Consider the following 18,081-nt stretch of genomic DNA (forward strand, 5'->3'; position numbering starts at 1 on the left):
GGTAATATACAGAATCGAAGAAGGGGCAGGGCAGTTTCCGCCGCCCCTTCTGATTTATTACGACAGCAGTTCGAACGCAATCATGCCAATCACCGCCCCAACCGTGCCGAGGATGGTTTCCATCATCGTCCAGGTCTTCAGGGTTTGTCCTTCCGTTGCGCCGGTAAAGCGGCCAAACAGCCAGAAACCGGCGTCGTTGACGTGGCTGAAGATAATCGAGCCACCGGCAATACAGATCGACAGCGCGGCCAGCTGAGCACCGGAATAATGCAGCGGTTCAATCACCGGCATAATCAGCCCCACAGCGGTCAGGCAGGCGACGGTCGCCGAACCCTGAATAATGCGCACTGCGCCGGACAGCACGAAGCAGGCCAGCGCAACCGGCAGCCCCGCGCCGGTCAGGGCGTTGCCCAGTGCCGGGCCGACGCCGGAATCCACCAGAACCTGCTTAAACACGCCACCGGCACCGATCACCAGCAGGATAATTCCCGCTGGCTGTAGGGCCGCGCCGCAGATCTGCATCACGCGCTCTTTGTCCATGCCCTGGCGGTACGCCAGGCCGTAAATCGCCACCAGGCAGGCCAGCAGAATTGCGGTAAACGGGTGACCGATAAACTCCAGCCATTCATACAGGCGGGAGCCGGGTTCGGTAAAGCGCGCGCCGATGGTTTTCAGCCCCACCAGCACCAGCGGGAACAGGATCAGCGACAGGCTGAAGCCAAACGACGGCAGCTTGCTCTCATCAAATTCGGGATGTTCGCTTTCCGCCGGTGGCGTGAACTGCACGTGCTGGCTGATAAAGCGGCCAAACAGCGGACCGGCAATCAGCATGCCCGGGATCGCCGCACACAGCCCCAGCAGGATCATCCAGCCGAAATCGGCATGCATCTGCGAAGCCAGCAGCATCGGCGCAGGCCCCGGCAGCAGGAACGCCGCCGCTGCCGCAACCCCGGCAAACAGTGGAATCACCAGCTTCACCAGGTTATCCCCGGTGCGGCGCGCCACGGCGAAGGCGATGCTGATCAGCAGTACGACCGCTACTTCGAAGAACAGCGGCAGCGCGCAGATCAGTCCGGCAATGCCCATCGCGTAATGCGCACGGCTTTCACCGAAGGCTTTCAGCATGCGGATGGCGATCTGATCGACCGCGCCGGTTTCATGCAGGATCTTGCCAAACATCGCCCCCAGCGCCACAACGATGGCAAGAAAGCCGAGCGTGCCGCCCATCCCTTTTTCCATCGTCTGAGCGATTTTATCCAGCGGCATGCCGGAGAACAGACCGGCACCAATTGACACTAACATCAGCGCCACAAAGGCGTGCATACGCGCCTTCATTACTAAAAACAGCAGCAGTAATACCGAACCTGCTGCGGTCAAAACCAGTGTTGCAGTACTCATTACACCCTACTTACTTCGTCTTGTTGATGGCACCGTCAATGGCTTTCAGCGTTGAGGCAATGACGTCATCAAGGGACTGATTAATATCCACAACCAGCACATCTTTTTCTTCGCTGCCCGGTTCTTCCAGGGTAGCGAACTGGGTAACCAGCATCTGCGGCTTGAAGAAATGGCCTTTGCGCGCGCGCAGGCGGGATTCAATGGTATCGAAATCGCCCTTCAGGTAGACGAAGGAGAGGTTCTGATTGCCTTCGCGCAGGATGTCGCGGTAGTGCTTTTTCAGCGCCGAGCAAACGATCAGCGATACGTCATTGGTGCGCTGCATGGCGAACGCGGCGTCGTTAATCGCCTTCAGCCACGGCTTGCGGTCGGCGTCGTCCAGCGGATGACCACCGGCCATTTTTTCAATGTTGGCGCGCGGGTGCAGGAAGTCACCGTCAAGGAAAGCGGCTTTCAGTTCATGTGCTACGGCATTAGCCACGGCAGATTTGCCGCTGCCGGATACGCCCATCAGTACGAATACGTGATTGGACGGGGTAGATGAGGTCATTATTTTTGCTCCGTCAGAGTCAATAGCAGGTGTGAACGGCAATTTGTTATCGGTAACATTGTCTGGTGCTGTACAAATTATGGCAACAGCTGCGGCGGGAAAAGCTGGTAAATGTGAGGGACTTCAAAAAAACGGCAAAAACAGCGTGAGGGAGGCACAAAGAGATAACGGACGCGAATGCGCCCGTCGGGGTTAAATACTTTCGCCGATGGAGAGCGTAAAGCCGATATCCAGCGGCCCACAATTGACCGCTTCACCGCGAATACGCGCCAGCAGCATTGACGCCGCTTCCTGGCCCATCTGCTCACGCGGGGTCTGCACGGTAGCCAGCTGCGGGGTGGTGGCCTTTGAAATATCGTGGCCGTGAAAACCGGCGATCGCCATCTGCTCCGGCACCCGCAGCCCCTGCCGCTGGCACTCAAACATCGCGCCCACCGCCAGGTCATCGTTGGTGCAGAACAGGCTGTCGGTCTGCGGATAGCGCTTCTGCGCCTCGCGCAGTAGCATCGCACCGGCGGTAAACGACGAGGCCGCTTCCATCATCACGGTTTTTGGCTCCAGTCCGGCCTCGCGCATCGCCTGCGCATAGCCGCGCTCTTTTTGCAGCGTTCGTTCGTCCAGCCGCGCGCCGAGGTAAACCGTGTGTCGATGGCCGCGCTGCAAAATGGCCTGGGTCATTTGCCGCGCGGCCTCAACGTTATCGAATCCCACCGCCATATCCAGGCAGGGGGAAACGCTGTCCATCATCTCAATTACCGGAATGCCGGCGGTTTCGATCATCCGCAGGCTGGCGGCGGTGTGGGTGCGTTCGGTCAGGATCAGGCCGTCGATATTCCAGCCCAGCAGGGAGCGCAGCTGTAGCTCCTCTTTCTCCGGGCTGTAGCCGAAGTGGCCGACCAGCGTCTGGTAGCCCGCCGCATCGGTAACGGTTTCAATGCCGCGCAGCACGTCGGCAAACACCTGGTTGGTCAGCGACGGTAGCAGCACGCCAATCGCCCGGCTGGTGGCGTTGGAGAGCATATCCGGGGCACGGTTGGGAATGTAGCCCAGCTCGTCCAGCGCGGCGGCAATTTTGCCCTGTAGCGCGGCGGAAACCTGCTCGGGGTTACGCAGATAGCGGCTGACGGTCATTTTGGTGATGCCGATACGATCGGCAACATCCTGAAGTACCGGTCTTTTTTTCTTCATTTGGCTTCAGCTGGTTGGACGGTATCCGGCTGAGTGTAACAAATCTGGGCGGGAAAAAGAGAAAGGGCGCGGTTTCCCGCGCCCAAAGTGTGATGCAGCTATCTTCGCAGGCCTTAAACCGGCGGCAGATCGAACAGCAGGATCTCCGCGTCGCTGCTGGCGGTAATCTCCAGAGCCGCTTCATCCCAGATGGCAAACGCATCGCTGGTCGTGGCGGCTTCACCGTTCACGGTGACATCGCCTTTCACTACCTGAATCCAGATTTTGCGGCCTTCGGCGACCTCTGCTGTACCCTGTTCGCCTGCTTTAAACGCCCAGCGGGACAGTGTCATATCCTGGTAAACCTTCAGTGAACCGTCGCGCGCATCCGGCGACAGCACCAGTTGACGGCCCTGGACATCATCAAAGCGACGCTGCGCGTAGCGCGGCTCAATGCCGGTTCTTTCTGGGATAATCCAGATCTGATACAGATGCAGCGGCACGTCCTTGCTGGCGTTGTACTCGGAATGACGAACGCCGGTGCCCGCACTCATAATCTGGAACTCACCCGCCGGGATCTGTTCTTTGTTGCCCATGCTGTCCTGATGCTCCACGGTGCCGGAAAGCACGTAGGTCAGGATCTCCATATCTTTATGCGGATGGGTGCCAAAGCCCTGGCCGCCATCGATCACGTCTTCGTTAATCACCCGCAGCGCGGAGAAGCCCATAAAGTTGGCATCATAATAGTTAGCGAAAGAGAACGTGTGATAGCTGTCCAGCCAGCCGTGGTTTGCATGGCCCCGATCCTGTGCTTTACGTAAGTAGATCATATTCAATTCTCCTCAATGTTTTAACGTAGTCTGCGCCCGAACAGCCCACGTTGATAGCGGAGAAAATTGTCTCCTCTGTTCAAATTATTCGATGAAACAGTGGCGGATGCATCAGTCAGCTTGGGGTTGCGTGACAACCCGGTCTTTCAGGAGGGAAAGGCTTCATGGAGAAAAGTGACAGCAGTATCGAAAGTGAGGGCGGCACCCGCAACGGTAAAAATGACCGCGGTAGTCACGGCGGCAGTGGATATCGCAGCAGTGGGGTAATCGGTGTGAAACGATGGAATGGATAACTGGTGAAGAGTTAGAGGGCCGGGCAAAACGCAGGCAAAAAAAAAGCCAGCACCCGAGCTGGCTAAGAAACACTGGAAGCAATGTGAGCAATGTCGTGCCTTCTCAGCCAGTAGCAGAGCTCTGCTGAAAACGCATAGCAATAATAATCATTATCATTCGCACTTGTAAAGCTCTTTTCTGATTATTTTTTACTTGATTTGATGATAAAAAACCATGATTTTAAAGAGGTTTTCTAACACTAAGGAGAGTAAAGGTGAGTGAGATTATCGTTCGACACGCCGAGCCTGATGACGCTGCGGCGCTGCATCAGATGTACAGCCAGCCGGAAACCTACAGCGATACGCTTCAGCTCCCTTATCCTTCACTACAGCGCTGGCAGGAGAAGCTAAAAAATACGCCGGACGGGCAGCATATGCTGGTGGCCTGCATCGATAGCCAGATTGTCGGTCAGTGTTTCGTGGCGCTGAATACCCCGGCGCGCCGCCGCCATACGGCGACATTTGGCCTGGGCGTGGACATTCGCCATCGCGGTAAGGGCGTGGCGAAGGCGATGATGACGGCGATAGTCGATCTCTGCGATAACTGGCTACAGGTGGATCGCATTGAACTTACCGTTTACGCCGATAATCAGGCGGCCATTGCTCTGTATGAGAAATTTGGCTTCGTGACCGAAGGGCGCGGCGTTCGCTTTGGCCTGCGTAACGGCGTGCAGGTCGATGCGCTATTTATGGCCCGACTGAAAGACTGAATCCAGCGGGTGACGCCTACAGATTAAAAGGCGTCACCACGTTGACCCGCGAAAACTCCCCGATTTCCTCTTCCGGCGGTAAAAAGCCGTGAAAGCGCAGGATTGCCTGCAACGCACTGCGGGCATCGGCGCGCAGATCGTGATCGATAACCGCATCCAGCTGCCGTGCGGCCAGCATTTCACGGTTTTCCTCGTCCAGATCGTGGGCAATAAACGCCCGCAGCGGGCGCTGCTGGCTGGTAAACGCGCGGAAGATGGCCCGATTACCACCGCCAACACAGTAAACTGCGCTGATAGCCGGATCGCGATCCAGCACCTGGCTCACCCGCTCAAACGTCAGGCTGTCGACGCCGTAGCCTTCACTGATGCGCACCACTTTATGCTGCGGTGCAAGCTGGTGCAGCCCTTCGGCAAAGCCCGCAACCCGCTCCTCTTCGCCGCGAAATCCGGCGCTGCTCAGCACCACCGCCACCGAGTGGGGCTGCGGCCCCAACCAGCGTGACAATAGATAGGCCGCCGTGCGCCCGGCGCTGCCGTTATCCATGCCCACGTAGCGAATACGCGCGCTGTCGGGCAGATCGGTCACCAGCGTGACGACCGGCACCCGCTGGCGCAGCAGTTCTTCCACGCTGGCGTTCAGCGCTGACTCATCACTGACCTTGAGAATGACGCCGTAGCTGTCGCTGCCGCAGCGCAAAAGTAACTGCTGGAGGGCCTTCGCATCGATCTGTTCAAAGACGTGAAAACGCAGCATCAGGCGGAACGGTGCCAGGCTGCCGAGCTGGCTGAGTAGGGCGGCGCTGACCAGCGAGCTGAAGCGCTCGGGGGTATGCAGCACCACGTCAATATTCAGCGTTCTACCGCTGGCCAGATTCACCCGCTGCTGTAGCTCAAGATCGCGGATTGCGGCGGCAATCCGCCGGTCGGTTTGCGGATGCACGCTGCCGCGTTTGTGCAGCGCGCGATCCACCGTCGCCTTGCTGACGCCCGACTGCGCGGCAATCTGTTTAATGGAGAACTTCATTATTTGAGGTCTTTTTGAGGTTATCGGTGCGTGTTGTTAAAAAAATGTAAGTGATAAGGTGGTTAAGAGCAAATGTTCCTCACCCTGTATCCGACAAAAAACAAGAAAGGCGCTTAATCATGAGTTCAGATTTCAACAATCAGTTTAAGAACAAAGTGTATGTGGTGACCGGCGGTACCCAGGGCCTGGGCGCGGCGGTGGCCGAGCTGCTGGCAGAACGCGGCGCGCGCGGCCTGATTATCTGCGGTCGTAACGCGCGGGCAGGTGAAGAGCAGGTGGCAAAACTGCGTGCGCTGGGCTGCGATGCCGGCTTTGTCGCCGCCGACCTGACCGATCCGCACTCCTGCGAGCAGGTGATCGCGGCAGCGGAAAGCCGCTTTGGCGTGCTGCATGGCCTGGTGAACTGCGCCGGGATGTCCGATCGTGGCACCATCCTTAACACCACTCCGGAGCTGTTTGACGCCATTTTCGCCGTTAACGTCCGCGCGCCGTTCTTCCTGATGCAGGCGGCAATCAAACTGATGGTGGCGAACGGCACGGAAGGCAGCATCGTTAATATCATCACCATGACTTCCCACGGCGGTCAGAGTTTCCTCACCACCTATGCCGCCTCCAAAGGCGCGCTGGTCACGCTGACGAAAAACGTCGCCTTCAGCGCCATGCGCAACCGCATCCGGGTCAACGGCCTGAACATTGGCTGGATGGACACCCCGCACGAAGATGATATTCAAAAGCAGTATCACCAGGCTTCCGACGACTGGCTGGAAAAAGCCGAGCGCGAACAGCCATTTGGCCGCCTGCTGAAGCCGCGGGAAGTGGCGCGCGGCGTGGCGTTTTTACTCTCTGAAGAGTCCGGGATGATGACCGGCGCGGTGATTGATTTCGACCAGAACGTGGTGGGCTGCGGCGATGACGGCGCACCAAAACCCCAGCAGCCGCTGAGCCTGTAAGGAGCCGAGATGAACGCTATCTATCTGCAGGAAAAGCAGCTGAAGGTTGATGAATTTGCGGCGGTTTGCCGCCAGACGCTGCGCCAGGATGATTATCCGTTGGCGGCAAGCAGCGAGCTTAACGTGCTGATTTACCGCGCCGACTCGCTGTTAAGCGCCGCGCGTGACGATCGGAAAGCGGTACTGAGCGAGCTGCACCGCGCACTCTCTTCCGGCCCCGGCGTATTTGTGGTGAAAGGACTGTATGACAACCTGGCCGCGGTGGACCGCAGTAGCCAGCTGTTTGAAGCGATCCTGAAAGATGAAGCCGCAGCGGGCGGCGGCGGCGATCACTTCGCCAAAGCGGGCAGCAACGGCCGCATCTGGAACGCGCTGCAAAAAGTCGCGGAGCGCGATGCCGACGCTTTTATTGATTATTACGACAATCCGTTACTGTCGATAATTTGTGAAAGCTGGCTGGGGCCGGGCTACGAGATAACCGCTCAGGTGAACCAGGTGCGCCCCGGCGGCAAGGCGCAGCAGCCGCATCGTGACTACCATCTGGGCTTCCAGAGTAATGAGGTGGTCGAACAGTTCCCGCTGCCGCTGCAAATTCTGTCGCAGTATCTGACGTTGCAGGGCGCGGTGGCGCACACCGATATGCCGATTGAGTCCGGACCGACCCAGCTGCTGCCGTGGTCGCAGCAGTATCAGGCGGGCTATCTGGCCTGGCGGGACCCGGAGTTTATTACCTATTTCCAGCAGCATGCCATCCAGCTGCCGCTGCACAAAGGCGACGGGCTGTTCTTCAACCCGGCGCTGTTCCATGCGGCGGGTAATAACGTCACGCAGGATCGCGTGCGCACCGCCAACCTGCTGCAGGTGTCATCCAGCTTTGGCAAAACGATGGAGAAGGTTAACCATATCAAGGTGCTGCAAAGTATTTATCCGGCCCTGCTTCAGCGGGAGCTGCCGGAAGATAAGCTCAGTGCCGTTATTGCATCCGCTGCGGAGGGCTACTCATTTCCAACCAATCTGGATACCGATCCGCCGCTGGGCGGGCTGGTGCCGCAGACCCAGCAGGCCCTGTTGTTACAGGCGCTGCGAGAGAAGTGGACGCCGGTACATTTCAACCAGCAGCTGGCAGAGCATACGCAGAAACGTCAGGCATGATGTCGGATGAGGAAACGAAGGACTGTGCTGATTTTGACATTCGCCTGCTCTTTGCCGTGCTGATCTGACAGCGGTGCTTCAATCGATCGCGCCCCGTAACGTATAACGGGGCACGATCCTGCAACCGTCACTCACTGCCCGTAATACGCATTTGCCCCGTGCTTACGTAAATAGTGCTTATCCAGCAGCACCTGCTGCATATCAGTAATCCCCGGCATCAGCTGCCGCGAGAAGATACCCATATAGGCGACTTCCTCCAGCACCACCGCATTGTGCACCGCGTTATCCGCATCGCTGCCCCAGGCAAACGGGCCGTGGGCGTTGACCAGCACCGCCGGAACGGCTGCCGGACTGATATCGCGCGAGCGGAAGGTTTCAATAATCACTTCGCCGGTATTGTGCTCGTAATCCCTGGCAATTTCCTGCGCCGTCATCAGCCGCGTGCAGGGAATTTTGCCGTAGAAATAGTCGGCATGGGTGGTGCCCCAGGCGGGCAGATCCAGCCCGGACTGCGCCCAGATGGTGGCGTGGCGCGAGTGGGTATGCACGATGCCGCCGATGGTTTCAAAGGCACGATACAGGGCCAGATGCGTTGCCGTATCGGAAGAGGGCTTCTTGCTGCCTTCCACCACGCGGCCGCTCTCCAGATCCACCACCACGATATCGTCCACCGTCATCACATCGTAATCCACGCCGGAAGGCTTGATCGCCACGCGGCCGCTGGCGCGGTCAATTGCGCTAACGTTGCCCCAGGTAAAGGTCACCAGATTATGGCGCGGCAGGGCGAGGTTGGCCTCGAACACCTGTTCTTTCAGAGACGTTAAGCTCACAGTAATCCTCCTTCCTGCATTTTTTGTTCAATCCAGCGCCGCGCCTGTACGATCTCGGCCACCGGCTCTTCGGCTTTTTCGGTCCACATTTCAATCAGGAACGCGCCGCGATAGTTAATCTGCTTCAGCGTGCGGAACACGCTGACAAAATCGACGCAGCCTTCGCCAAACGGCACGTCGCGGAACTGGCCCGGCGAGTCACTGGTAACCGGCAGGGTGTCCTTCAGATGGATCGCAGCGATGCGATCGATGCCCAGCGCCAGCTCGGCGCTGACGTCGTTGCCCCAGGCGCTGAGGTTGCCAACGTCCGGGTAGACGGTGAACCACGGCGAGGCCAGCTGGCGATCCCAGTGCTTCCACTTGCTGATGGAGTTCATAAACTCGGTGTCCATGATTTCCACCGCCAGCATCACCTGCGCTGCCGCCGCGCGTTCCACCGCCCAGGCCAGCCCTTCGGCGAAGCGGGTCACGGTGCCTTCATCGTGCGATTCGTAATAAACGTCGTAGCCCGCCAGCTGGATGGTGCGGATGCCGGTGTCTTTTGCCAACTGGATGGCGCGATCCATCAGATCGTACGCCTGCTGGCGAACGGCCGGATCGCGGCTGCCAAACGGGAAGCGGCGATGGCCGGACAGGCACATCGACGGAATGTTGACCCCGGTTTCAATCATCGCGTCCACCAGCGACAGGCGCTGTGCTTTGGTCCAGTCCAGGCGCGCCAGGCGGGCATCGGTTTCATCCACCGACATCTCAACAAAGTCAAAGCCGCAGGCTTTCGCCAGCGCCAGACGTTCCGGCCAGCTCAGGTGCGCGGGCAGGGCTTTTTCATAAATACCTAACGGGTGCTGACGCATGTTATTTCCCCCAGATGCTGTCGATGGCCTGATGGAACTCGGCGGCGGTGGCCAGCCCGTTGGCGCTTTCGGTCAGCGCGCGGCCGACGATAAAGGCGCGCACGTCGATCTCTTTGAACTGCGGCAGCTCCTGCGGGGTGATCCCGCCGGTCACCGACAGCCCGAAGCCGAGGTCGGAAAGCGCCTTCATCGCGTCGAGATCCTGCTGGCTCCAGCGCTGCCCCTGCGCCTGCGCATCGCGGCCACGGTGGTAAATCGCCTGCTTCAGGCCGAGGGCGCGCCAGCTGCGGGCGTCGTCCATCGTCCAGTTGCCGAACAGCTCAATCTGGATCTCGCCCTGGTAGCGCTGCGCCACCTCATGGGCACTGGCAAAGGTGGCCAGCGGCGCGGCGCAGATCACCGTCATCCAGTTAGCCCCGGCCTCAAACGCCAGTTCGGCCAGCGTCGATCCGGCATCGGCGACTTTAAAATCGGCCACCAGAGTTTTCTCCGGCAGGCGCTGGCGCAGCTGGCGCACCGCGTCCACGCCCGCGCTGAAACACAGAATGGTGCCGGCTTCCACGATATCGACGTGCTCGTGCAGACGATCGGCGGCATCAAGAGCGGCATCCAGCCGGGTATGATCCAGCGCCAGCTGCAGTTGAGGAACAGAGGAACGGCTCATGGTTTACTCCTGGTTGGCGGCAATCAGCGCCGTAATAAATTTCTGATAGCGATGGTATTTTTTCTGGTAAAGCGCGTGGTTTTCGGCGTTTGGCTGATAGCTGACGATCGCCGGGTCCAGCGCCCGCTGCGCCTGCTGTAGCGACGGTTGCGCGCCGGTTCCGGTCATCGCCACCAGCGCCGCGCCCAGGCAGCCGCTCTCTTCAATCTGCGGGATTTCCACCGGCAGGCCGCTGATATCGGCAAACATCTGCATCCACTCGGCCGAGCGCGTCGGCCCGCCGGTCAGGCGCAGGGCGCTGACGTTGGGGAAGCGTTTGAGAATGCGGTTCAGGTGGGTCAGATGCGAGAACACCACGCCTTCATAAATTGCCTGCACCAGATGCCCGCGCTGGTGGCCGGCCTGCAAACCGTAGAAACTGGCGTGCAGGTTGGCCCCGGCGTTGTTGCCGTAGAGGAACGGCACGAACAGCAGCGAGCTGGCTGCCGGGGGCAGCTCCGCCACCCACTGATTCAGCTGCGCGTAGTCGTCAATGCCCCACTGCTGGCAGAACCACTCCAGATTAGCGGCGGAGGTCGGGCTGGCTTCGTGAACGATGTACTGGCCGTCAATGGCGTAGCGGCCATACACGAAGGGATAATCCACCTCGTCGCTCAGGCGGTCGGTAATGCCGCTGGTCACCGACCAGGTGCCCATCACCGCGTTGAGCCGCGTGTCGTCGTACAGTCCGGCGCACAGCGCGGTGGATACCACGTCAAACAGTCCGCCCACCACCGGCGTGCCTTCCGCCAGCCCACACTGCGCGGCGGCGGCGGCCGTAATGTGCCCGGCAACGTCGCTGGAGCCGACGATTGGCGGCAGGGCGGGCAGGATCTCCGCAATCTCCAGCATCTCCGCCAGTGCGGGCGACCAGTCGCCCTGCTGCATGTCATAGAGATTGGATTCAGAAATATTGGTTTCTTCGCAGGCCCGTTCGCCGGTCAGGCAGAAGCGCAGATAGTCGTGCGCCATCATCACGCTGCCGATCGCCGCATAGCGTTCCGGCTCGTGATCCTTGACCCAGCGCAGCAGCGAAACCGGATGACCGGTCCACAGCGTCTGACGGGTGACCGGATAGAGCGCCTGCGGTACGCCTTCGCGCTGCCAGCGCTGAACCAGCTCCAGCGCGCGGCGGTCGGAGGAGAGAATACCGTTGCCCAGAGGCTGGCCCTGCTTATCCAGCATAAACAGGCCCTTACCCTGAGCGGAGATCCCCATGCCGCGCACGTCTGCGGCAGCGATATTGCCGTTTTCCAGCACCTGACGGATCACCGTGGCGGCAACCTGCCACAGCTGGTTCATATCGCGTTCCGCACGGCCCGGTTCCGGCACCAGTACCGCAAGGTTTTGCCGCGCCACCGCCTGTTCACGGCCTGATGCGTCATACAGCCCGGCCTTAATAAAGGTGCCGCCGCAGTCCAGCCCCAGCCAGTAACTCATGCGGCCCCCTTCTGCGGTGCATCGCAGCGTGCAGGCAGGGTCAGCGCCAGTACCGAAGCAATCGCCAGTGAGATCGCCAGGCTGTAAACGCCGGCGTCTTTACTGAATTCGGCAATCAGCACGCCGACCATATATGGACCACAGAAGCCGCCAAGGTTGCCCAGCGCGTTAATCACGCCGCGTGCGCCGCCCGCCACTTCAGCGTTAAACAGGCGTGGCGGAATACTCCAGAACACCCCGGCCGCTGACTGAATAAACACCCCGCAGCCGACCAGCGCGGCGTAGGACCACCAGATATGCGCTTTCAGCAATACCGACAGCGCCATGCAAATAGCAAACCCGGCCAGCGGCAGCGCCACAAACAGCTTGCGGCGCCCGGTGGCATCGGACAGCGACGAGAAGATAAACATGCCGAAGATCGCGCCAACGTACGGCAGGATCGCCAGCCAGCCCACCTGTTCGATATTGCCGTTGGTCAGCCCTTTCAGGATGGTCGGCAGCCACAGGGTATAGCCGTAGATCCCGGTCTGATAGAAGAAGTTGACCATAATCAGTCGCCACATCACCGGTTCACGCATTACCTGGCGCAGCGAGGCCTTACGGGTATTTTTACCTTTGATTTGCAGCTGTTCATCATGCAGCGTTTTGATCAGATAGTTCTTTTCGGCCTCGGATATCCACTTCGCCTCCTGTGGGCGGTTGCTGATGGTGAAGCACCACAGCGCCATCACCACCAGCGACAGCACGCCCTCGACAAAGAACAGCATGCGCCAGTCCCAGCTGGTAATGATCCAGCCGGAAAGCGGGGCGGTGAGGATCCCGGCGATCGGCACGAACATGATCACAATCGCATTGGCGCGGCCGCGTTCAGAATCGGGGAACCAGTTGCCGATCATTGTCAGCACCACCGGCAGCATGCCCCCTTCGGACACACCCAGCAGGAAGCGCAGCCCCAGCAGCTGATACTGGTTGGTGGCCATACCGGTGAGGACGGAGATAACCGCCCAGGCCAGCAGCGACCAGCCGATAAAACGTTTACCGTTGCCGTAGACCGCCAGCTTGCCGCCGGGAACCTGCAGGAACAGATAACCGATAAAGAAGATCCCGCCCGCCAGACCGGCCATTGAGGCGCTGATACCCAGCTCGTCATCCATACCGCCCGGCATAGCAAAGGCGATATTCACGCGGTCCATATAGGAGATAATGCAGGTGATCAGGATCGGCGGAATAATACGCAGCCAGCGCGTGTTAGGAATGGACGCGCGGGATGCCACAGAACTTGAGGTCAGGCTCATAGCGAACTCCCGGAATTAACGAACTCGGTAAGAGGGATCTTGACTACCACTTTGCGGATCGCCTGCGGGCCGTCGATCATCAGGTTTGGCCGATGAAGATCCTGCGGGAAGAACACGGCGAAATTGCCGGGCTTCATCAGCAACAGGGTTTCGTTTGGCGCATCGCGATAAAAAATAATGTCGCGATCGGCGTTGTACGGCTGGTGGATGGCCAGCTCGGCTTTTTCCGTCGCCACGCCAATCAGCTCCTCACCGTCCACCAGAAACTGCACGTCAACAAAGTGGCGATGGGCTTCCGGGAAGCTCTCGCTGTGCGGGCCGGTCTGTAAATCCAGCACCTGTACGACCCAGCCGGTTTTATCGTGCTGATAGCGTCCGGCGGCCATCGCCCGCAGATCGTGGCGGGCCAGATAGTCCACGGCACGGGCAACGGCGACAGGGTAGTGGTGCGCTTCGGTATTGTTGATATGTCCAAAAATCATCGCGTTGCTCCTGTTACAGCGCCTGAATACGTGCCCAGACGCGCTCGTCGACCGGAATGCCCTGCTGCTGGTTTTCAGCGCGGATGCCGGGGAATTTATGGCCCGGCAGGCGGATGGCCTGCTCGCCGTTGGCGCGTTCGGCACCGCTGATGGATTCAATAATGCGTGCCAGCTTGGCGTCGCGGGTTGGCCCGTCGATCAGTCGGTCGACGTCAATGGCGATAAATACCTGGGAAATACCGAATTCGTCGCCGTTGTCCTGGGTCACTTCGGTGACCGATGAGCCGTTAGAGAGCAGGGTGGCCAGCATATCCAGCACGATGGAGAGCGCGGAGCCTTTCCAGTAGCCCATCGGCAGAATGCGGCGGTTTTCCTCAATGGTGGCCGGGTCGCGGGTGTAGTTGCCGTCGTTATCAAAGCCGCCGTCCACCGGCAGGGTTTTGCCCGCCAGACGGTTAATTTCCAGCATGCCGTAGGAGAACATCGACATCGACATATCTACCATGGTGATCGGCTCGCCCGGTACGGCAACGATCAGCGGGTTGGTGCCGATAGCACAGTTTTTTGCGCCCCACGGCGGCATCACCGCAATCGAGTTGGTCCAGCAGATGCCAACATAGCCTTTCTCTGCCGCCTGCCAGCCGTAGCTGCCGCCGCGCATCCAGTGGTTTGCGTTACGCAGCGCCACCAGGCCGATGCCGTGGCTGTCGGCCAGCTCCATCGCGCGATCCATCATGTCGGTGGCGGTCAGGTTGCCGATAGCGCGATGTGCATCCCACTGTTCAATCGCGCCCAGTGAGAGAATTTTTTCCGGGGTTGCCGTCGGCACGATATGCCCGGCATCCAGCTGCTGAATAAAGCGGGGGAAGCGGTTCACGCCGTGGGAGTAAACGCCGCTTTCACTGGTATCGGCAAACAGGGTGGCACAGGCTTCGGCCTTCTCCGCCGCCACGCCGCGCGCCAGTAAAACGCGCAGGAACTCCTGCTTTAACTGCTGGTAGCTGATTCTCATGCTGCTGTTACTCCCCGCTGGTGTGTATTTCAATATGTGGAATGTCGTTCCAAATAAATCCTATGAGGTTATCGGAATGAAGTCAAAAAAACGGGGGGTGAATTTAGTGTTAAAAAACAGATAGATAAAATTAATGTCAGCTTCTGTGATCGTCGCCACACCCGGTCAAAAACGGGCATGGCAAAGCCGACAGCAAAGTTTCCTCTGCCGTCGGCTACGTGATGATGACTGAGGTCTGCGGCGCGGCCGGTACAGCCAGTGATTCGGTAAGCGCCACCGTTTCCCCCTTACAGCCTGATACGTACCCGGTACAGCGAGCGGGTGGCGGTGATATACAGCTCGTCACCGTCCGGGCCGCCGAACGTGCAGTTAGACACGCACTCCGGCAGCGGGATCTTGCCGATGCGGTTACCGCTGCTGTCGAAGGCGATCACCCCGTCGGCACAGCTGCACCAGACGTTGCCCCGGCGGTCCACGCAGAAACCGTCCGGAATTCCGGGAGCGACTTCGGCAAACCATCTGCCGTGGCTCAGCCGATCTTCCTCGACCTGGTACACCCGCAGCTCGCGGCGGCCGAGCGTGGGAAAATCAATCACCGACATATCCGCCACGTACATCAGGCTTTCGTCGGGCGAGAAAGCCAGCCCGTTAGGACGCTGCAAATCGCTGGCGGCGATGGTCAGTTTGCCGCTGGCCGGATCGAAGCAGTAGAGATAGCAGCCGATCACCTGACTGTGTGCGTGATAGCCTTCGTCATCGCTGGTGATGCCGTACGGCGGATCGGTAAACCAGATGGTGCCGTCCGAGCGCACCACCACGTCGTTAGGCGAGTTAAAGCGCCTGCCGTCCACCTTCTCCACCAGCATAGTGACGCTGCCGTCGTGCTCGGTACGGCTGATGCCGCGTCGGCCGTGCTCGCAGCTGATCACCCGCCCCTCGGCATCGCGTGCGTTGCCGTTGGCGAAGTTGGAAGGTGAACGCCATACCTCCAGCTCGCCGTTGCGCTGCCAGCGAAACATGCGGTTGCCCTTAACGTCGCTGAACACCACCGCATCCTGCTGCGGCAGCCATACCGGCCCTTCCGCCCAGATCGCCGGGGAGCAAAGCGTCTCAATAACCAAATCGTCGGTGATTGCCATTGTTCTGCCTCCGTTACTTCACGCCCCAGATGGTTTTGTAGTGGCCCTGATAGTCGTTCTGCGGGTCGTAATGGTTCTGCGGACCGCCGTCGCTGCCGATATTCTCTTTGGTGATCAGGTGCGCGGGGGTGACGTAGCCTGACGGCGGCTGCCCGGCAAAGGCGCGGTTAAATTCGTCCAGCAGCTGCCAGCCGTGCAGCTTCAGCGGCTCGGCGACGGTGCCGATCTGGCTATCGCCGCTGCGAATGCGCTGGAATGCGGAAACCGATCCGTCACCGGCGGAGACGTTAAACGGCGCGTTGCTGCCGCCTTTACCGGCGGTTTTCAGCGCCGGGGCCATAAAGTCGAAGTAGAGATCGTTAATCGCCAGCGCGTACTGGAACTTATCGCCATATTTTTGCAGCAGGCTGAAGGTCATTGACGGCATGCGGTTGGCGGTGTCGGCCAGCGGCGTATCGATAAACTCCACGACCTGACAGCCGCTGCACTTCTCGATCTCCTGCTTCATGGTATTCGCCTTATCCAGCGCGATTTGATACAGCGAATCGGTGAAGATCAGCACGCTGGCCTTGCCGCCGGAATGCACCACCGCATACTGCGCGGTCAGACGCGCCACCTCGGTTGAATCCGAGGTGATGTTGGTGGTGACGCCGTACTGCGGAATCGGCCCCGGCTGCGGCACCGCGTGCCAGGCCATCAGCACGATTTTTTGCTGCGCGGCCTTCTTCAGCAGCACCTTCGCCACGTTCGGGTTCCAGCCGCCGATCACGATGCCGTCCGGGCGCTGGGCAATCGCCTGATTCAGCGCGGCTAGCTGATCTTTTACCGAGCCGCCGCCGTCCAGGGTATCGAGCTTCCAGCCTGCCGCCTTCGCGGCTTCGCTCAGCCCCTGCTGCACGCCCTGCACGCCGCCGTTTTTCATATCGGAGGCGATGAAAATCACCTTTTTATTCGCCTGTAGCTTAGGGCCGGTGGTCGGTCCGTCCCATTCGGTCACGCTGGCGGTGGCTTTAGTCACTGCCGCTGTGGCCTGGTCGAGATAACTGTCGGCGTGTGCCGGTAGGGCGGCGGCCAGCAGAGTACTGAGGGTTAAGGCAAGAACGTGAATTTTCATAGCTGACTTCCTGTAGTGGCGTTTTGGTTATTGTCAGGAGGCGTTGCCGGGGCGCTCTGGCTGCGAACGACGGCTTTCTGGTTTAACATCCGGCGGCGCTGGGCGTAGCCGGCAAGACTAATGGAGAGCAGCAGGGTGGCACCGTTGAACAGCGGTTCAACCCAGAACTCACCGCCAAACTGCTGAATACCGGCGATACCAATCGCCAGAATGGCAATCCCGACCACCGTACCCCAGACGTTGACCCGTCCCGGGCGAATAGTGGTACTGCCGAGGAACGCACCAACCAGCGCGGGCAGCAGGTAGTCCATCCCCACGCTGGCCTGGCCGACGCCCTGTTCGGCGGCGATCAGCACGCCGCTGAAGCCGGTCAGCACGCTGGAGGCGATAAACGCGCCGATGGTGAATTTATTAACGGCAATGCCGTTCAGCCGCGCCGCCGCCGGGTTACCGCCCACCGCGTACATGCAGCGGCCAAGCGGGGTGTGTTCGGTGATCAGCCACAGGACAATGGCCACCGCCAGCACGTAGAACGCGCCAATCGGGATGCCGAAAATTTCGGTGTAGTGCAGGGCAGTGAAGGCGTCGAGCAGATCGCCGACGATCTGACGGCCGCCGGAGTGCCACAGCGCGATGGCGTACAGCACGGTGCCGGAACCCAGCGTGGCGACGAAGCTGTCGATATCCGCCAGCGCCACCAGAATGCCATTCAGCAGGCCGTACAGCGCGGAGATGGCCAGCACCGTCAGTACCGCCATCTGCCAGGAGAAGCCGTACTGCACCTGTAACGTAATGGCGAGGATGTGCCACAGTACGATACCGAAACCGACATTAAGATCGATTTTTCCGACGATCATCGGGATCGTTGCGGCCAGCGCCAGCAGGGCGATCTTGGCCTTGCTGGAGAGGATCGCCTGGAGGGTCAGCATACTGGCGAACGACGGCGACAGCGCCGAGAACATCGCCACCAGCAGAACGCACAGCAGCAGCAGGCCGTAGCGGGTGACGATTTGCATCGACCACGGGCCTGCACCGTGCTGGCTGAGACTGACCCGCTGCTCCAGCGCGGTCGATTTGACGGACGTTTTAGACATAGATC

General features: G+C 59.7%; 18 protein-coding genes. 3 read left to right on the top strand and 15 right to left on the bottom strand.

Annotation, left to right across the window (positions count from 1 at the left end):
* Positions 1 to 57: 57 nt before the first annotated feature.
* The 4 genes from gntU to OMR58_RS02820 all read right to left on the bottom strand — a co-directional run bounded on the left by gntU (position 58) and on the right by OMR58_RS02820 (position 3,945).
* Entirely contained in the window at positions 58 to 1,398 is a 1,341-nt protein-coding gene (gene gntU / locus OMR58_RS02805) for a gluconate transporter (RefSeq protein WP_105592179.1), read from the bottom strand.
* A 10-nt stretch (positions 1,399 to 1,408) separates the two neighbouring features.
* Positions 1,409 to 1,948, bottom strand: a complete 540-nt coding sequence (gntK, locus tag OMR58_RS02810) for a gluconokinase (RefSeq protein ID WP_105592178.1) — start codon at positions 1,946 to 1,948, stop codon at positions 1,409 to 1,411.
* A 192-nt stretch (positions 1,949 to 2,140) separates the two neighbouring features.
* Positions 2,141 to 3,136, bottom strand: a complete 996-nt coding sequence (gene gntR / locus OMR58_RS02815) for a gluconate operon transcriptional repressor GntR (protein ID WP_264545235.1) — start codon at positions 3,134 to 3,136, stop codon at positions 2,141 to 2,143.
* Positions 3,137 to 3,249: 113 nt separating this feature from the next.
* The gene (locus OMR58_RS02820) at positions 3,250 to 3,945 is read right to left on the bottom strand and encodes a pirin family protein (RefSeq protein WP_200560533.1); all 696 of its coding nucleotides are present in this window, start codon (positions 3,943 to 3,945) and stop codon (positions 3,250 to 3,252) included.
* 547 nt (positions 3,946 to 4,492) lie between these two features.
* Between OMR58_RS02820 and OMR58_RS02825 the strand changes: the two genes are divergently transcribed.
* Positions 4,493 to 4,987 carry a GNAT family N-acetyltransferase gene (locus tag OMR58_RS02825; RefSeq protein ID WP_264545236.1) on the top strand — a complete coding sequence of 165 codons (495 nt, stop codon included), beginning with the start codon at positions 4,493 to 4,495 and terminating at the stop codon, positions 4,985 to 4,987.
* A gap of 16 nt (positions 4,988 to 5,003) precedes the next feature.
* Here the strand turns inward: OMR58_RS02825 and OMR58_RS02830 are convergent, their stop codons facing one another.
* Complete coding sequence (locus OMR58_RS02830) at positions 5,004 to 6,011, bottom strand: LacI family DNA-binding transcriptional regulator (protein ID WP_200543208.1); 1,008 nt, start codon at positions 6,009 to 6,011, stop codon at positions 5,004 to 5,006.
* Positions 6,012 to 6,130: 119 nt separating this feature from the next.
* On the opposite strand from OMR58_RS02830, the gene OMR58_RS02835 reads away from it, so the two are divergent.
* Positions 6,131 to 6,961, top strand: a complete 831-nt coding sequence (locus tag OMR58_RS02835) for an SDR family oxidoreductase (protein WP_105592173.1) — start codon at positions 6,131 to 6,133, stop codon at positions 6,959 to 6,961.
* 9 nt (positions 6,962 to 6,970) lie between these two features.
* The gene (locus OMR58_RS02840; RefSeq protein ID WP_264545237.1) at positions 6,971 to 8,113 is read left to right on the top strand and encodes a phytanoyl-CoA dioxygenase family protein; all 1,143 of its coding nucleotides are present in this window, start codon (positions 6,971 to 6,973) and stop codon (positions 8,111 to 8,113) included.
* Between the two features lie 131 nt (positions 8,114 to 8,244).
* Here OMR58_RS02840 and araD read toward each other — a convergent pair whose 3' ends face one another.
* The 10 genes from araD to OMR58_RS02890 form a co-directional block, all read right to left on the bottom strand.
* Positions 8,245 to 8,943: an L-ribulose-5-phosphate 4-epimerase gene (gene araD, locus OMR58_RS02845; RefSeq protein ID WP_200560535.1), complete on the bottom strand. Its 699-nt coding sequence runs from the start codon at positions 8,941 to 8,943 to the stop codon at positions 8,245 to 8,247.
* The gene (locus OMR58_RS02850; protein WP_200560536.1) at positions 8,940 to 9,797 is read right to left on the bottom strand and encodes an L-ribulose-5-phosphate 3-epimerase; all 858 of its coding nucleotides are present in this window, start codon (positions 9,795 to 9,797) and stop codon (positions 8,940 to 8,942) included. The genes araD and OMR58_RS02850 overlap by 4 nt, the downstream gene beginning before the upstream one ends.
* 1 nt (position 9,798) lies before the next feature.
* A complete protein-coding gene (gene ulaD / locus OMR58_RS02855) occupies positions 9,799 to 10,461 on the bottom strand; it encodes a 3-keto-L-gulonate-6-phosphate decarboxylase UlaD (RefSeq protein WP_105592169.1) in 663 nt (220 codons plus the stop codon).
* 3 nt (positions 10,462 to 10,464) lie between these two features.
* On the bottom strand, positions 10,465 to 11,940 hold the full coding sequence (locus tag OMR58_RS02860) for an FGGY-family carbohydrate kinase (protein WP_264545238.1): 1,476 nt from the start codon (positions 11,938 to 11,940) through the stop codon (positions 10,465 to 10,467).
* The gene (locus OMR58_RS02865; RefSeq protein ID WP_264545239.1) at positions 11,937 to 13,235 is read right to left on the bottom strand and encodes an MFS transporter; all 1,299 of its coding nucleotides are present in this window, start codon (positions 13,233 to 13,235) and stop codon (positions 11,937 to 11,939) included. The genes OMR58_RS02860 and OMR58_RS02865 overlap by 4 nt, the downstream gene beginning before the upstream one ends.
* The gene (locus OMR58_RS02870; protein ID WP_264545240.1) at positions 13,232 to 13,717 is read right to left on the bottom strand and encodes a YhcH/YjgK/YiaL family protein; all 486 of its coding nucleotides are present in this window, start codon (positions 13,715 to 13,717) and stop codon (positions 13,232 to 13,234) included. The genes OMR58_RS02865 and OMR58_RS02870 overlap by 4 nt, the downstream gene beginning before the upstream one ends.
* Before the next feature lie 13 nt (positions 13,718 to 13,730).
* Positions 13,731 to 14,729: a 3-dehydro-L-gulonate 2-dehydrogenase gene (gene yiaK, locus OMR58_RS02875; RefSeq protein ID WP_264545241.1), complete on the bottom strand. Its 999-nt coding sequence runs from the start codon at positions 14,727 to 14,729 to the stop codon at positions 13,731 to 13,733.
* 287 nt (positions 14,730 to 15,016) lie between these two features.
* Positions 15,017 to 15,868, bottom strand: coding sequence for an SMP-30/gluconolactonase/LRE family protein (locus OMR58_RS02880; protein WP_264545242.1), 852 nt, complete (start codon positions 15,866 to 15,868; stop codon positions 15,017 to 15,019).
* Positions 15,869 to 15,881: 13 nt separating this feature from the next.
* Positions 15,882 to 16,982: an ABC transporter substrate-binding protein gene (locus tag OMR58_RS02885; protein ID WP_264545243.1), complete on the bottom strand. Its 1,101-nt coding sequence runs from the start codon at positions 16,980 to 16,982 to the stop codon at positions 15,882 to 15,884.
* The gene (locus OMR58_RS02890; protein WP_264545244.1) at positions 16,979 to 18,076 is read right to left on the bottom strand and encodes an ABC transporter permease; all 1,098 of its coding nucleotides are present in this window, start codon (positions 18,074 to 18,076) and stop codon (positions 16,979 to 16,981) included. Before OMR58_RS02890 ends, OMR58_RS02885 begins: the two co-directional genes overlap by 4 nt.
* Positions 18,077 to 18,081 lie beyond the last annotated feature (5 nt).

Source organism: Erwinia sp. INIA01, from assembly GCF_025947915.1.
Taxonomy (GTDB): domain Bacteria; phylum Pseudomonadota; class Gammaproteobacteria; order Enterobacterales; family Enterobacteriaceae; genus Erwinia; species Erwinia coffeiphila.

Coding starts and splice junctions, on each gene's coding strand:
- gntU (WP_105592179.1), bottom strand. CDS start 1,398: ATGAGTACTGCAACACTGGTTTTGACCGCAGCAGGTTCGGTATTACTG.
- gntK (WP_105592178.1), bottom strand. CDS start 1,948: ATGACCTCATCTACCCCGTCCAATCACGTATTCGTACTGATGGGCGTA.
- gntR (WP_264545235.1), bottom strand. CDS start 3,136: ATGAAGAAAAAAAGACCGGTACTTCAGGATGTTGCCGATCGTATCGGC.
- OMR58_RS02820 (WP_200560533.1), bottom strand. CDS start 3,945: ATGATCTACTTACGTAAAGCACAGGATCGGGGCCATGCAAACCACGGC.
- OMR58_RS02830 (WP_200543208.1), bottom strand. CDS start 6,011: ATGAAGTTCTCCATTAAACAGATTGCCGCGCAGTCGGGCGTCAGCAAG.
- OMR58_RS02835 (WP_105592173.1), top strand. CDS start 6,131: ATGAGTTCAGATTTCAACAATCAGTTTAAGAACAAAGTGTATGTGGTG.
- OMR58_RS02840 (WP_264545237.1), top strand. CDS start 6,971: ATGAACGCTATCTATCTGCAGGAAAAGCAGCTGAAGGTTGATGAATTT.
- OMR58_RS02850 (WP_200560536.1), bottom strand. CDS start 9,797: ATGCGTCAGCACCCGTTAGGTATTTATGAAAAAGCCCTGCCCGCGCAC.
- ulaD (WP_105592169.1), bottom strand. CDS start 10,461: ATGAGCCGTTCCTCTGTTCCTCAACTGCAGCTGGCGCTGGATCATACC.
- OMR58_RS02860 (WP_264545238.1), bottom strand. CDS start 11,940: ATGAGTTACTGGCTGGGGCTGGACTGCGGCGGCACCTTTATTAAGGCC.
- OMR58_RS02865 (WP_264545239.1), bottom strand. CDS start 13,235: ATGAGCCTGACCTCAAGTTCTGTGGCATCCCGCGCGTCCATTCCTAAC.
- OMR58_RS02870 (WP_264545240.1), bottom strand. CDS start 13,717: ATGATTTTTGGACATATCAACAATACCGAAGCGCACCACTACCCTGTC.
- yiaK (WP_264545241.1), bottom strand. CDS start 14,729: ATGAGAATCAGCTACCAGCAGTTAAAGCAGGAGTTCCTGCGCGTTTTA.
- OMR58_RS02880 (WP_264545242.1), bottom strand. CDS start 15,868: ATGGCAATCACCGACGATTTGGTTATTGAGACGCTTTGCTCCCCGGCG.
- OMR58_RS02885 (WP_264545243.1), bottom strand. CDS start 16,982: ATGAAAATTCACGTTCTTGCCTTAACCCTCAGTACTCTGCTGGCCGCC.
- OMR58_RS02890 (WP_264545244.1), bottom strand. CDS start 18,076: ATGTCTAAAACGTCCGTCAAATCGACCGCGCTGGAGCAGCGGGTCAGT.